Genomic DNA, 15,140 nt, shown 5'->3' on the forward strand with positions numbered 1-15,140 from the left:
GGTGGCAACAATAAGCCGGCGGAACGAGTGTAGGACAGTGTTTTTAATCCTGCGCTCTCACGGGGCGAGAGTAAGCAGGAATGCTGCAACTGGCATCTCCATTCAAACCCACAAAATCCGCACCGCCACATAGAGGATCAGCAAAGCGGTCAGCCGCCTGATCCATATCTCCGGCAAAGCCTTGCTCGCCAATATACTGCCGATCTGCCCGCCCAGCAGCACGCCGAGGAATAACGGCCAATAGGCAAGGATCGCCTCTCCGCCGCTACTCCATCCCGACTTCATCAGCTGCCCGGCAAGACCGGCGATCGAGTTGACCAGAATGAACACGCTCGCGGTCGCCGCGATACGGCGGCTGTCTGCCCAGCGGGTAAGCAGCAGGATCGGCGCGAGGAATATCCCACCGCCTATGCCGACCATGCCGGACAGGAAGCCGATGCCGGTTCCGGTCGCGGGAGCGAACAGCCGGTGACTGGTCCATTGGCCGCTGGGAGCCCCTGCCCGCTTGATAAACGGCTCGATGATCAGCAAAATCCCCGCAGCGGCCAGCGACAGGCCGAGCAGCAGCATGAAACTTTCCTGTTGCAGGACCATGCGCCCGCCCAGCCATGCCGCTGGTACGGACAACAGCAGGATCGGCCAGATTTTGGGCCAGTCGATCAAGCCGCGCGACTGGAAGCGGATGGTTCCGCCGGTCACAACAATGATATTGCACAGCAAAGCGATGACCGGCAGCGCCCGGTAATCGAGCGCGGCCAGTGCCAGCAGGGCAATATAGGTGGAGCCACCGCCAAAACCGACGCTGGCATAGAGCGCGGCGGTTACCGCAAACAGCAGCGCCAGGCCGAGAATTGAAAGTTCCATCTCAGTTCCCGCCTGGCCCGTTGCGTTTCAGATCAGAACTTGCCGTGGCAATGCTTATATTTGCGTCCCGACCCACAGGGGCATGGAGCATTGCGGCTTACAGTGGCGCCCTCTGCAAGATTTTCCAACTGCCCTGATTGCCGCGGCGGCAAAGAGGTGGAAACCGTTCCTAGCGTGCCGCCATCGATATCATTGCTATTATCTTCTCCGGTCAACGGATCGATATGCGTTGTCAGAAAATCGGGCAATTCGGGCAAGTCCGGCACCGTAAGTTCATCCTGCCGGTGAAATTCGCTGACGGCGATCGTCTTGGTTACGCCTTCGCGGATGATTTCCAGCATCCGTTCGAACAGACCAAAGGCTTCCTGCTTATATTCGTCCAGAGGCTTTTTCTGGGCATAGGCGCGCAGGAAAACCACCTGACGCAACGCATCGAGTGTGGCCAGATGCTCTTTCCAGTGATGGTCGAGCAATTCGAGCAGGATCGACTTTTCAATTTGCGCCCAGACACCGGGCTTGTCGCCTTCGACCTGTGCCGCTTTTGCTTCAAATTCGGCATCAGCCATATCGGAGATGCGCGTTTCAATGATTTCCGGTTCCAGCGCATCTTCCTGCATCCAGGCGGCAAAATCAGGGCGGAGATTCAGCACTTCCTCGACGCGAGTTTTGAGGCCTTCAATATCCCATTGTTCAGGATAGGTACCGGGAGGGCACGCATCGGCGACAATCGCATTGACCGTTTCGTGCCGCATATCCTCGACAACATCACCGACCGTTTCCGCGTCCATGATTTCCGAACGCTGCTCGTAGATCACCTTGCGCTGGTCATTCATCACGTCATCATATTCGACGACCTGCTTACGCGCTTCATAGTTACGCGCCTCGACCTTTTTCTGAGCGGTTTCAATGGCTTTCGACAGCCATTTGCCACCGATTGCTTCGCCGTCTTCAAGATTCTTGTTCATCATCTTGGCGAACATTGTTTCGGTACCGAAGATGCGCAGAAGATCGTCTTCGAGGCAGAGATAGAAGCGGCTCAGTCCGGGATCGCCCTGACGACCGGAACGGCCGCGCAGCTGGTTATCGATCCGGCGGCTTTCGTGCCGTTCGGTGCCGAGAACGAACAGACCGCCGGCCTCTCTCACCGTAGCGCGCAATGCCCGCACTTCTTCCTCGATCTTGGCAATGGCCTTGTCTCGTTCCGGCCCCTCTTCCATGTCGGCAAGTTCTTCCTCGATCCGAAAATCGATATTACCGCCGAGCTGGATATCGGTACCGCGACCAGCCATATTGGTCGCGATTGTGACCGCGCCGGGGGAACCGGCCTGTGCCACGATAAGCGCTTCCTGTTCGTGGAAGCGGGCATTGAGGACGTTGTGCTTCACGCCTTCCTTGTTCAGGAAGTCCGAGAGCAGTTCGGATTTTTCGATCGAAACGGTGCCGACCAATACCGGCTGCCCCTTGTCGCTATGTTCCTTGACGGTTTTTGCAATGGCGGCAAACTTGTCGAGCGTATTCTTGTAAAACTCGTCATTCTCGTCGATCCGCAGCACCGGCTTGTTGGTCGGGATCGTCACGACGTTCATCTTGTAGATTTCGAAAAATTCCGCCGCTTCGGTTTCCGCGGTGCCGGTCATGCCGCCCAATTTGGGATACATGCGGAAGAAATTCTGGAAGGTGATCGATGCCATGGTCTGGTTTTCGGGTTCGATCTGGACCCCTTCTTTCGCTTCGACCGCCTGGTGCAGGCCGTTGGACCAGCGCCGTCCTTCCATCATCCGGCCGGTAAATTCATCGATGATGATGACCTTGCCTTCCTTGACGATATAGTCGGTGTCGCGCTTGCGCATGACATTGGCCATCAAAGCCTGATTCAGATGGTGTACGACCTGGGTGTTCTCGAAATCATAGAGATTGTCGCCGACCAGCAAACCGGCCTCTTCGAGCAGGCGTTCCGCTTTTTCCGTACCATCTTCGGTGAGCGAGATGTTCCGGGACTTCTCGTCTTTTTCATAATCGTCTTCGGTGATATTCTGAACCACCGCGTTGACCTGCAAGTAGAGATCGGATTTGTCATCGGTCGGTCCCGAAATGATCAGAGGCGTCCGGGCTTCGTCGATCAGGATCGAGTCGACTTCATCGACAATCGCGAAGTTGAACGGCCGCTGGACCATCTGGGCGCGCTCGTGCTTCATATTGTCGCGCAGATAGTCAAAACCGAATTCATTATTGGTGCCGTAGGTGATATCGGCCGCATAGGCTGCCCGGCGCTTGTCCTCGCCGAGGTTCGGTATGATCACGCCGACTTCCAGCCCGAGGAAATTATAGACCTGGCTCATCCATTCCGCATCGCGGCGGGCGAGATAGTCATTGACGGTGACAACGTGCACGCCCTTGCCGCCGATTGCATTGAGATAGCAGGCGAGCGTTGCAACGAGGGTTTTACCTTCGCCGGTCCGCATTTCCGCGATTTCGCCGCGATGGAGCACGATGCCGCCGATCAGCTGCACATCATAATGGCGCTGGCCCAAAGTCCGCTTGGCTGCTTCGCGGACGACCGCGAAAGCTTCCGGCAAAATGTCGTCGAGCGATTCACCGCCAGCGGCACGTTCCTTGAAAGCCACTGTTTTGGCAGCAAGCTCTTCGTCGGAAAGGGGTTCGATTGAAGGTTCGAACGCGTTGACCGCGTCGACCACTTTTTGCATCGATTTTACATATCGGTCATTGGCTGAACCGAAGATAGATTTGGCAATACCGCCGAGCATGATGTTTTCCAATTTGTATATTTTTCCGGCCGATAGACAGCCGCGAACAGGATGAATTTGGGAAGAATTTCTTGCCGTTCAATAGCGGCAAGGCCGGGAATGGCGCTAGGGCGCGCCTTCTTCATGTTCCAGCTTGTCGCCATCTTCGGCGCGCATCGTGGCGACGACCCAGACGGGTGTCTTGCTGCCGGCTTTGACGATGGTGCGTGGCGCCGTAACGCAGGCAGCTGCCATCGCGCAGAATTGATGATCCGATGATATGAATCTTGCAGCTTCGATGACTGAAGACGGATCGACAACCGCAGCTTCCGACAGATTGACCGGGCTCCCCAGTTCGGGCACCATGCGTTCTGCAGCCGCAGCCGACGCAGGCACGGCCAGGCCGACAGCGTTGAATAGCAGCAACATAAAACTTGCAAAATATGCGTTCATGGACAAGGCCTCGTCAATATCAGCGCGTTCTATCAAAACATTGTATAAAGGCAAGTTAAGTGTCAGACAAACTTTCGCCTCTGGCCCCAGCAATATCCCCTGCATTACCCGATATTGCGGGCGTATCCTGCCGTATCGCCCGCGCCCGCTACAAGGATTGGGATCGCTGCGATCTGACCTTTGTCGAACTGGCGGCAGGAACATCGGTCGCCGGGGTGCTGACGCAAAGCAAATGTCCCTCGCCCGAAGTCGAATATTGCCGGGAAGCGCTCAAGGGCGGCAAGGCGCGCGGTCTGGTCGTCAACGCCGGCAATGCCAATGCCTTTACCGGCGCGCGCGGCAAGGCAGCGGTGCAAAAAATATTGTCGCTGGCCTCGGCCCATCTCGGATGTCCGGAGCATGAGATATTCGTGTCCTCGACCGGCGTGATCGGTGTGCCGCTACCGCAGGACAAAGCCGAAGCGGGCCTGAAAGCGGTGTTTGCAGCTGAGCCTTGCAGCTGGGAAGATGCCGCGGCCACGATCATGACCACCGATACGTTCCCGAAGATGGCGACCACGAGCGCTACTATTGGCGGCCAGACGGTCCATCTCAACGGCATCATCAAGGGTTCGGGCATGATTGCTCCGGACATGGCGACGATGCTCGGCTATATTTTCACCGATGCAACGGTGGAAGCCGGTTTTCTGCAGGAAATGTTAAGCGCGGCAACCGGCAAGAGCTTCAACTGCATCACCGTCGACAGCGATACATCGACCAGTGATACGGTGCTTGCCTTTGCCACAGGGCAAAGCACGGCTCCTGCCCTGACCTCGTTCGATGACGATGGCGCCGATGCCTTTCAGGCGGCGCTCGCCGATTTGTGCATGCAATTGGCGCATCTGGTGGTACGCGACGGCGAAGGCGCGAGCAAATTCATCGAAATCGCGGTGACCGGCGCGGAAAGCGACGACAGCGCCAAACGCATTGCCCTCTCGATTGCCAACTCTCCTCTGGTCAAAACCGCGATTGCCGGGGAAGACGCCAATTGGGGCCGGGTCGTGATGGCCGTCGGCAAGGCCGGCGAACCGGCGGATCGCGACCGGCTGGCAATCGGCTTTGGCGGCGTCACCGTGGCGCGCGAAGGCCTTGTCGTACCGGATTATGACGAAGCACCGGTTGCGACGCATCTGCAGGGCAAGGAGATCGACATTGCCGTCGATATCGGCCTTGGTAGTGGCAAGGCAACGGTCTGGACCTGCGACCTGACCCACGGCTATATTGATATCAACGCCGACTACAGGAGCTAAGCCCGTGCACCCACTTTATCAGCCCGTTCTCGACATAATCGAAAATGCGTCGCGCGATATCGTGATGCCATATTATCAAAATCTGAAATCGGACCAGATCAACGAGAAGACACCCGGCGATCTCGTGACCGTCGCGGACAAGCTCAGCGAAGAATATATTGCCGGGGCGCTTGCGGCATTGCTGCCGGACTCAAAAATCGTCGGCGAGGAAGCCTATGCGGTCGACGAGGCGGTGGTCGATCAGTTGGCCGATGGTGTGGTCTGGATCATCGATCCGATCGATGGCACCGGCAATTATGCAGCTGGACGAGCGCCATTCGGGATCATGATTGCCTTGGTCGAACAGAATGAAACTGTCGCAGGATGGCTCTATGACCCGCTCACAGGACGTATTTGCCATGCTGATAATAACGGCGGGGCGTTTATGAATGGGGAACGGGTCTCGGTTCCGGAAGATCATCCGGAAAGGCCGGTTGCGGCGCTGGCGACCGGGTTCATGACGGCCGAAGAGCGAGACACATTATTGGCCGCGGCCGAACCTTTTTACGAGATTGTCGATATCCCGCGCTGCGCAGCCGAACAATATCCGCGCCTCGTACAGGGAACCAACCATATTTCGGTATTCAAGCGCACTCTGCCCTGGGACCATGCGTCCGGCGTGTTGTTCCTCAACGAAGCCGGCGGGAAATGCGCGCGCTGGGATGGGTCGGACTATCGTCCTGCGGACCGCAGGAAGGGGCTACTCGGCGCTTCGTCACCGAAACTCTGGGACGAAGCAGCCGAGCGGCTCGGGGATATTTTCAAGACTTAGGCGGATAACGACTGTTCGAGCCATTGCTTGAGCTGGCTTTTTGGAGCCGCCCCAACTTTGGTTTCAACCGCAACACCGTTGTTAAACAGGATCATGGTCGGAATGCCGCGTACGCCATATTTGGCAGGCGCATCCGGGCTGTCATCGATGTTGAGCTTGGCAATGGTCACCTTGCCAACCAGTTCATCGCTGATTTCTTCCAGCGCGGGGCCGATCATTTTGCAGGGGCCACACCATTCTGCCCAGAAATCGACGAGCACGGGGCCGTCAGCCTTCAGGACATCGCCTTCAAAACTTGCGTCGGTAATTGCTTTGGTAGCCATAACGAATCTCCAATTGTTCAGAACCTATTTAGGTATGGTCGGGCTTCGGCTCAAGCGCGGTAGCGGAAAGCTTTTTCATATCGGCTCAAAGCCGGGCTTGTGCCGCTCGATCAAATCCGCGGACAGCTCCAGCATTTGCGGCCCGTGCGAGTAGAGCAGCCCCGCCTTGATAGGACGATCCGGGAATATCTTTTCCAGCGCTGCGACATAGGCGGCCATCTGCCGGAGATAGGAGACCGGCGCCTGTTCGGCATTGTCCGGAACCCTGCGGCCGGTTTTGAAATCGACGACATAGATATGATCGTCGGTGATCAGCAAGCGGTCGACCGTACCGGAAATGACATGTTCGCCGACCACCGCGGCGATTGGTGCCTCCGCCAGACTTTCCGGTGCGAACAAAGCCGACCATATCGGATTGTCCATGACCGCCAGAACCCTCTTGATAATCTCTGCGCGGCGGGTCGGGTCAACGATCTGCTTCTGCTTTTCCAGCCAGCGGTCGGCGACATCCATCCGGCGTTCCGGTAAGATATTCGGCAATCGCTGGAACAGGCTGTGCAGCAATATGCCGCGTTCGGCGGCATCCCGCATGGTCAGGTCCGGCGGCGGGTTGCTGGCGTCGTCGGGGCCGAGATGCGAGGGCGTCAGGGGGCGCGGCGGGCGCGATTCTTCCGGTGCCGCCCGGAATAGCCAGTCTGGCGGTGGAGCTCTGTCCGCATCCTGAACGCTACCAGTGTCGATGGCAGATGATATCGCCGGTTTGTTCTCGCTCTCCGTCCGATATTCCCGCACCGCATTCCAGTCGGAGTCTTCCCGCCAGTCACTACCCAGAGCAATCAGCCCGCGTTCCATCGCGCCATACCAGCTCAGCTCCGGAACTTCGCCTTTTGCTCGTGGCCCCAAAACGCCGGCAACCACCAGATGTTCTTCCGCCCGGGTCATCGCGACGTAGAGCAACCGCCAATGTTCTTCCATTGCGACCTTGTCGGCATAAGCAGCATGTTCGGCCAATATGCCGACACGCTCTGCCTTGCGGACCGGGACTACCGGATATTCCAGTTCTCGACCGGTCCCCTCTCCCAGTTTGATAGTAAAGCCGCCGCTTTTCTTGCTCGCCGGATCAAAGGTCGCATTGGCGAGGATCACCAGCGGCGCCTGCAATCCCTTCGCGCCATGCACGGTCATCAGCCGCACTTCATTGCCGCCCTCGACCTGTTCGCGCTTGATTTCGACATCGCCCCGGTCAAACCAGTCGAGAAAACCCTGCAAGGTCGGGATATGGTCGCGCTCGAAAGCCAGGGCGGTCGCCAGAAGTTCGTCGAGCGGGTCGACGGCCGCATGGCTAAGGCGGCCCAGCAATTTGCGCCTGCCCTGCATCGGGCCGGACAATATAGTCTCGAGAAACTGGTACGGTGTGTTGAAATCGGCCATCGCCAGCAATTGCATCAGCGGCTTTATCTGCTCGCCCAGCGCGTCCTGCCTGCGCAGGAATTCCCATAAGCTTTTCTCGCCATTGTCCTTGCCGCGATGACCCCGCGCCAGCAAATCCTCCTGGCTCCAGCCGAGCAAAGGCGAAACCAGCAGACTGGCGAGATTGAGATCATCATTGGGCTGCAGCACGAAGCGGATGGCCGCGAGCAGATCGTGCACCACCAGCGGCTGGTTCAGGCGGATACGGTCGATCCCGGCAACCGGAACCTTTTCGGCAAACAGGCGAGCGACGATCAGCGCGCTCAGCTCGTCGCGCTTGCTCACCAATATCAGGATGTCCTTGGGTTGCAGCGCCCGGTTTTGCCGATCCAGCCAAAGCGGATTTTCGGGCGACAGCCATTGTTTGATCTGCAGTGCCAGTTGCTGGGCAAAGACACGCTTTTCTTCGCTGGCCCAGGATTCCTCATCTTCGTCATCACCGTCGCTCGTGTTGGCAATCGGCTTCCATAGGGTAACGCTGCCGCTTGCATCGAGATAATTGCTGCGATGTTCTGGGATCTTCTGGTCGAGGCCTAACTGCTCGTGGCTCAGCTGTTCCAGCGTCGCATCGACAACCTTCAAAATCGGCGGTGTCGAGCGGAAACTGCGGTCCAGCGACAGGTCGCCAAACGGCTTTTCCGATGCCTCTGCCAGACCGAAAAATTCGGTTCGCGCATTGGCATAATTATGCGGGCTGGTGCCCTGAAAGCCGAAGATCGCCTGTTTGAAATCGCCAACCGTGAACAGGGTCCGGTGCCGTTCCGGATCGACGCCTATGCCGGCAAAAAATTCGCCGGCCAGCGCCCGGACGATATCCCATTGCGCGACATTGGTATCCTGCGCCTCGTCGATCAAGATGTGATCGGTACGCTGGTCGAGCTTGTAGCGGATCCACGCAGCCATATCGCTTTTCTGCAAGAGCCTAGCGGTCATCCGGATCATGTCGTCAAAATCCACGACGCCGTGCAAGCTCTTGGCGTCAGCATAGCGATGGTAGAAAGCGCGTCCGGCTTCCAGTGCGCCTGCGAACAGATCAGCATATTCGAACAGGACCGCTTTTTCGAGCAGGCCGTTGCTCCACTCAAACAACGAACCGGCAATGAAATCATAGTCCGGCAGCGCTTTCAGCAACCCTTTGGTTGGTTTTGGCGGCGCCCCTGTAGTCTTGGTGGCCCAGGCCAGATGAACATCGGCCAAGCCAGCAGCGCGCTCCTGCGGATTGAGGGTCAGCCAGAGGCGGATCGCCAATTGCCGTTCCTGCTCCTTCTTGCCACCAGATTCGGCCATCGCATCGCGTAATAAGGTAATCGAGCGAAGGTCGATTGCTTCGTCGCTGCAGCGATCCGCCAGCCAAGACTGCGCATCGCCGTCAATCGGCAGGCCGAGCAGCCCGCGAACAAAGGGCAATATACCGGAGGCGAGCCCCTCCATCGCATCAGCCTTGGCGGCGCAGGCCATCAGAAATTGTTCGGTCGCCTCTTCGCCCATCCGGACGCTTAGACGCTGGATAGCCTCGATGATCTGCGGACGCTTTGCCTGCTCTTCCTCGAGCAGCAGATCACCGAGAGCCTCGCGCGCCAATATCTTTTGGTCGCGGGCCTCGATCGGCTTGAACATCGAGGCAATGCCGGCCTCTTCCGGGAAAGAGGCGAGCAGTGACTGGCAGAAACCGTGGATAGTCATGATCCTGAGGCCGCCGCCTTGCGCATCGAGCACGCGGGCAAATAAAGTACGCGCGCGGTCTCTGGTTTCCGGTCCGGTCGACGCACCGATTGCAGCAAGGTCGCTGGCCAGCCTGACATCGTCCATCCGCACCCAGGCGGCGAGTTGCCGGTTGATCCGTTCCGCCATTTCGGCAGCGCCCGCCTTGGTGAAGGTCAGGCAGAGAATATGCTCGGGGTCGACTTTTTCCGTCAACAGCAGGCGAAACACCCGCGCGGTCAGGACCTGGGTTTTGCCGGTACCAGCCGAAGCGCTGAGCCAGATATTGGTCTCGGGCTCGACCGCATCGATCTGCCGGTCCTTGAGCGGAAAGATTTTTGACTTTTCGCTACTCATCATCAGCCATTTCTGCCGGTGCACGACCGTACCATTCTTCGAGCCGCATCAACTGGTCATAGTCGGCATAGCGGGCATATTCCGGATGCAGCTTCGCGGTCATCGGCTCGGTGCCCTTGAGATATTGATCGGCCGCCTCGTTGAACCGGGCCACCGCGTGGTCGACCATTGCGTCCGCCGGGATGATATTGTCGCCGCGCCCTTTTGTAGGTGAGCGGACATAGCCGAAATCGTCGGTGCCGCCCTTTTTCGCTAGCGCCCAATATTCGAAGGCGACCGCCTCCCCTTCAATATCCTTGAAGCCGCCCAGTTCGGCGATGGCGGCGAGCAGGCCCAGCTGAAGATTATAGCCTTCGGCCACCGCCTTGTTGCTCGGCGCGCCGCCGGTCTTGTAATCGACAACGGCGATACCGCCATCCGGCATCCGGTCGATCCGATCGGCGATACCCGACAGTTCGATACCGGCGATATCGGCCTTGCCGTAAATTTCCGAGGCAAGCGGTTCACGGCCGGCCTTGCCGCTTTCGGCGAGCGTATCGGCGATCCAGGCCAGCCCTTCCAGCAAGCGCGGCGCCCAAAGACTGCGCATCAGCGGGTGGAGGCCGGGGTCATCCAAAAACGCCTGCGCTCTTTCCCGCAACGCAGCCGGGGCATAATCGTCCTGCTTGGCCCATTGTTCGAGAATATCGTGGATGATCGTCCCGCGCCAGGCCGCGCTCGGGTCGGCGTCGATCATGTCGAGCGAGGCAAAGCCCATGATCTTTTTCGCGTAGAAGGAATAAGGATCGGCGATCAGACTATCAACCTGGGTGACCGAAATCGGGATATGGCGCTGCTCCTTGCTCGGCAAGGGAGCGGGGCGTGCATATGGCTGGGATTCGTTTTCCGGCTGGTCGATCGCCGAGAGCCAGGCGCGGGCCTGCGGATGTTCCTTCAGATTGTCACCGCACATGCCCTTCAGCCGCAGCAGAAAGCGCGAGGCAATGGCCGGGCCGGAATCATCGCGGTGCGCACGGGAGAGAATGACTTTTTTCGCGCCCATTGCGCCGACCAGATCGTGCGCGGAAAGACCGATCTGCCGTTCCTGCGCTGGCAGGCCGAGCGACTTGCGGATCATCGGGGCGAGCCAGGGGTCGGGCGTTATCGCCTGCGGCCAGCTGCCTTCGTTGAGGCCGCAGCAGATCACCAGTTCGGACTGTTGCAGACGCGCTTCAAGCAGCCCGTACAGCGCAATGCGCGGGTGGCCGCCATAAGGCGGGCGCACGGAAATATCGGCCATCAAGGTCTCGAAATAACTGGGCAGCTCGTTCGCCTTTATACGGATCGGTCCCATATCGGCGCGGATCTGTAGCTTCGCCAACAGGTCGGCCAGTTCCCGTCCGCCCGGACCGGCCCAGACGGCCCCGTCGGTCAAATTTTCGGCCAGTTGCCGCAGCTGGTCGAGAAGTTTCGGCCAGTCGAGCGGCGCTGCAAAAAGAGTCGCGATCGGCTCGAACATCGTGCGGGTCGATTTCCACCATGGCGTGATTGCTTCGCGCAGTTTCTTCGTCCGGTAATTGTCTGCCTTCAGCAGCGCGTCGATGCCCGCCAGCCCCGGTGCCGGGCGAGGGCCGCGAAGCAGCAGGTCGAGCCTGCGGACATGGTCGAGCCATAAAAGCCGCCCTTCCCCGCGCTGCACCAGCGGATGTTTGAGCAGAGCGAGAAATTCGGCCGGCGGAAAACCGTCAGCGACTGCCGCCAGCAGGTTGAGGAAAAACACGCCTTCCGGCAGTTTCGCCAGAGGCTGGCCTGCGGTGTCGTCGACCTGGATTTCCCAGCGTTTCAAATGGGCGGAAATGCGCGTTGCCAAAGACCGGTCCGGCGTGACAATCGCCACCCGCTGATCCGGGTCTTCCAGCGCCTCACGCGCCAGCAGCGCAATGACCTGCGCTTCCTCGGCGCTGTTGCGCGCCTCGATCGTCTGCACCCCGGCTAGGCTGCGTTCGCTGCTGTCCAGCGTCTGCCAGCGCACCGTCAGTTTCGGGATCGCGAAGGCATTGCTCAGCGCCCGGCTACGTTTGGCAGCGGCGCCGCTTTCACCGGTGCGCGGCCAGCGCAATATTTCGCCCCGCGCGATCGACATCCGGTCGAGCAATAATTTCATATGATATTGCGGGTGGGTTTCCTGCGCGCGCTTGGCGTAGCCGCTGTCCGGGTCGGGCTGAAACGGGCCGAGCAGGCCCCATTCCTCGTCCGGCATGATCAGGTCGAGGTCGGGCAGGACCACCAGCCCCAGTGGCATGAAGGATATGGTCTCGAGAAAACGGGCAATGGCGGGAGCGGAGGTGGTGATGCCGGCCGCGACGACGAAATGGTCGGGTGGCGATGTCTTCCAGCTCTTGGCAATATGGTCGAACAGGGCGTTACGGCGCACAGCCTGATCAACCCGCTGCCATTTTTCCAGCTGCTGCCGCCATTTCTCGGCGATGATCAGGAAGAAGCGGTAGGAATCCTGCCAGTGGCTGGACAGGTCGAGGCTCTCCGGCTCCGTCTTCATCAGGTCGGACAGCGAGATTTCCTCGACGTTCAGCTGGTCGAGCGTGCTGGCGAACTCGCGCGCCAGCCGCAAAGCATCTTTTGCCAATATGGCATCGTCGCGCAGCCGGACTTCTTTCTGGATCAGTTGCGCCAGGGTGAGCAGCCGGTCCATCGGATCGGCGGCGGCTGGAATATCCAGCGCCAATTCCCCGGAATCGAGCGCCACACCGATGGATTCATCAAGATCAAGATCGCCGATCACCGCCATTTGCGGCAATAAAAGTCCGTCTTGGCTCAGCCGGACAAAAGCTTCCTGCAGCGCGCGCTGGGCGCGGTTATTGGGCAATATGACGAGGCCGCGGGCCAGTCCGAAAGCATCCTTGGCAAAGCGGTCAATCAGTCCTTGTGCCAGCGCATCGGCGAAGCCGCCGTGCGCGGCAATATTGTAGATCGATGGCCGGCGGCGGTCAGACATGCGCCAGCGCGGCTTCTGTCGGCGCTATCGCTTGTGGTGAACCGACCTCAAACCATTGGCCTTCGTGAACCGCCCCAAACAGCCGCCCCTCGCCGATCGCGCGTTCCCAGAAAATATTGGTCGAAAAAGGACCGGTGGGCGCATCACGCAGCAGCCGTTTCGAAATCAGCTGGATGCCCGAATAGATTAGCGGCGCTTTCTGGTCCGGCAGCTTGCGAGAAATCCGCTTCTCCTCATCGAGATGGAAATCGCCATCACCCTTGTAATTGTGAGCCGCTTCCCGCGGTATCAGCAACAGCAGCGCGTCCATCCTGTCCTCGTCCCATGCTTGCGCCAATTGCCGGAGGCTGTTTGTCGGCCCGTCGGTCCAGAGATTGTCGCTGTTGATGCAGAAGAAAACATCTTCCTCGATCAGCGGTTCTGCCTGGACCAGTCCGCCGCCGGTCTCGAGCAGTTGCTCCCGTTCGTCGGACACCCGGATTTCAATCGGATAGGGCAAAGCGGCGAGATGCGCTTCCATCATGTCGGCGAGATAGTGAACATTGACGACAGCCTTGCCAATTCCCGCCTCGACCAGCTTCTCGAAACAATGGTCAATCATCGCCTTGCCAGCCACTTCAACCAAAGGCTTCGGACGGCTTTCGGTAAGCGGGCGCATGCGCTTGCCCAGTCCGGCGGCCATGATCATCGCGGTGTCGACCTTCGTCATTTGTTTGCTTCCGCCATCGGCATTGGCTTACTCCGGACTTCCGCAGGAATATTCCGGTCAAACCACTTCTTCATGGGTTCAAGCGCCGGATGACGCAGGTCTTTCTCCAGCAAACGCCACATTCTGGGCAGGAAATCGAGATAGCGCTGCTTGCCGTCCCGCATGCAAAGGCGGGTAAAAATACCGATGATCTTGGTGTTCCGCTGCGCGCCCAGAATGGCATAGTGACTGCGGAATTCGGTGGCCGCTTCGTCGCCGTAATCAGCCAGATAATATGTGAGCATGTTTGCTTCCAGCTCGTCCGGGACATCGCGACGGGCATCCTGCAACATCGACACAAGATCGTAAGCAGGATGGCCAATCAACGCGTCCTGGAAATCCAGCAAGCCGAGCCGGCCGTCCTCGAGCAGCATGATATTCTCGGCATGATAATCGCGCATCACCGTGACCGGCGGATTCTGCGCCGCAATGACCGGTGCAAGAATTTCTCGCCAGATCGCTTCGAAACCCTCTGTATCGACGTCCAGTTGCTGAGCCGGACAATACCATTCGGTCAGCAAATTCACTTCGCGCAAATATTGCTGCTCGTCATAAGCGGGCAGTTCCGCAGCCGGTACCCGGTGCAATGCCTGCAGCAGATCGATGACCTGACGATAGATCGGCTCTTCGTCTTCCGGATGGTCGTCAAGATGTTCGCGCATCCGTTGATCACCAAAATCCTCCAGCAGCACCAAGCCCTCAGTGAGGTCGCGCGCAAAAATCTCGGGTGCTGCAAAGCCGGAACCCGTCAGATATTCGGCAATCGCGATAAACGGTTTGGGGTCTTCATGCGGTGGCGGCGCATCCATCAGGATCGCCTTGCGGCCCCCTGCCTCGACGCGGAAATAGCGACGGAACGACGCATCCCCCGCAACCGGAGAAATCCGGGAATCATTCCACCCGTTCTGCTGCAAAAATTCTGCCGCTGCTGCCGGCGGTTTCATGTCAGTGGCCATCGATCTTTCCAAGCGTCCCCGGCTGTCCAAGTCAACCGACGATTGCCGTCTCCCGTTATTTCAAGTTCAATCTTGAGTGCATCTCGCCAAAAACTGTCGGGCATCCGGTCCGGCCACTCGACAATCATCGCGCCAAATTCCAGCGCATCCTCGAGTCCAAGTTCAGGAATTTCCTCCTGATCCTCGATCCGGTACAGGTCGACATGAGCAACCGGAATTCTGGTTTCCGGCGGTTCATATTGCTGCACAATCGCGAAGGTCGGGCTCGGCACTTCGTCGTCATAGCCCAGCCCTTCCAATATGCCTCTCGCCAGCGTGGTCTTGCCGGCGCCTAGCGTTCCGGTCAGTGCAAGCTTGTCGCCCGTGCGCAGCAATGCGCCCAGTTTACGTCCGACATCCAGCGTCGCTTGCTCGCTTTCCAGTAACATCATA

The 15,140-nt window shown here is 58.8% G+C and carries 11 protein-coding genes; 2 read left to right on the top strand and 9 right to left on the bottom strand.

What is annotated here, in order from left to right:
• Positions 1-102 precede the first annotated feature (102 nt).
• The 3 genes from AAC060_RS15500 to AAC060_RS15510 form a co-directional block, all read right to left on the bottom strand.
• Complete coding sequence (locus AAC060_RS15500; RefSeq protein WP_339827920.1) at positions 103-864, bottom strand: sulfite exporter TauE/SafE family protein; 762 nt, start codon at positions 862-864, stop codon at positions 103-105.
• 32 nt (positions 865-896) lie between these two features.
• Positions 897-3,629: a preprotein translocase subunit SecA gene (secA, locus tag AAC060_RS15505; RefSeq protein WP_339827924.1), complete on the bottom strand. Its 2,733-nt coding sequence runs from the start codon at positions 3,627-3,629 to the stop codon at positions 897-899.
• 105 nt (positions 3,630-3,734) lie between these two features.
• Positions 3,735-4,061, bottom strand: a complete 327-nt coding sequence (locus AAC060_RS15510; protein WP_339827926.1) for a hypothetical protein — start codon at positions 4,059-4,061, stop codon at positions 3,735-3,737.
• Between the two features lie 59 nt (positions 4,062-4,120).
• Here AAC060_RS15510 and argJ point away from each other — a divergent pair, with 59 nt between their 5' ends.
• Together argJ and AAC060_RS15520 are read left to right on the top strand one after the other, a co-directional pair.
• Positions 4,121-5,350: a bifunctional glutamate N-acetyltransferase/amino-acid acetyltransferase ArgJ gene (gene argJ, locus AAC060_RS15515; RefSeq protein WP_339827928.1), complete on the top strand. Its 1,230-nt coding sequence runs from the start codon at positions 4,121-4,123 to the stop codon at positions 5,348-5,350.
• 4 nt (positions 5,351-5,354) lie between these two features.
• Positions 5,355-6,161 carry an inositol monophosphatase gene (locus AAC060_RS15520; protein WP_339827930.1) on the top strand — a complete coding sequence of 269 codons (807 nt, stop codon included), beginning with the start codon at positions 5,355-5,357 and terminating at the stop codon, positions 6,159-6,161.
• Here the strand turns inward: AAC060_RS15520 and trxA are convergent.
• The 6 genes from trxA to tsaE all read right to left on the bottom strand — a co-directional run bounded on the left by trxA (position 6,158) and on the right by tsaE (position 15,136).
• The gene (gene trxA / locus AAC060_RS15525) at positions 6,158-6,484 is read right to left on the bottom strand and encodes a thioredoxin TrxA (RefSeq protein WP_339827933.1); all 327 of its coding nucleotides are present in this window, start codon (positions 6,482-6,484) and stop codon (positions 6,158-6,160) included. The two genes, AAC060_RS15520 and trxA, sit on opposite strands and share 4 nt — an antisense overlap.
• A gap of 75 nt (positions 6,485-6,559) precedes the next feature.
• Complete coding sequence (gene addA / locus AAC060_RS15530; protein WP_339827937.1) at positions 6,560-10,015, bottom strand: double-strand break repair helicase AddA; 3,456 nt, start codon at positions 10,013-10,015, stop codon at positions 6,560-6,562.
• Positions 10,005-13,004 (bottom strand): double-strand break repair protein AddB, encoded by a 3,000-nt coding sequence (gene addB, locus AAC060_RS15535; protein WP_339827940.1) that lies wholly within the window; start codon positions 13,002-13,004, stop codon positions 10,005-10,007. The genes addA and addB overlap by 11 nt, the downstream gene beginning before the upstream one ends.
• Positions 12,997-13,713 (bottom strand): nucleotidyltransferase family protein, encoded by a 717-nt coding sequence (locus AAC060_RS15540; RefSeq protein ID WP_339827942.1) that lies wholly within the window; start codon positions 13,711-13,713, stop codon positions 12,997-12,999. Before AAC060_RS15540 ends, addB begins: the two co-directional genes overlap by 8 nt.
• Complete coding sequence (locus AAC060_RS15545; RefSeq protein ID WP_339827964.1) at positions 13,710-14,696, bottom strand: phosphotransferase; 987 nt, start codon at positions 14,694-14,696, stop codon at positions 13,710-13,712. The genes AAC060_RS15540 and AAC060_RS15545 overlap by 4 nt, the downstream gene beginning before the upstream one ends.
• On the bottom strand, positions 14,693-15,136 hold the full coding sequence (gene tsaE, locus AAC060_RS15550; protein ID WP_339827966.1) for a tRNA (adenosine(37)-N6)-threonylcarbamoyltransferase complex ATPase subunit type 1 TsaE: 444 nt from the start codon (positions 15,134-15,136) through the stop codon (positions 14,693-14,695). The genes AAC060_RS15545 and tsaE overlap by 4 nt, the downstream gene beginning before the upstream one ends.
• Positions 15,137-15,140 lie beyond the last annotated feature (4 nt).

Source organism: uncultured Parasphingorhabdus sp., assembly GCF_963975555.1.
Classification (GTDB): domain Bacteria; phylum Pseudomonadota; class Alphaproteobacteria; order Sphingomonadales; family Sphingomonadaceae; genus Parasphingorhabdus.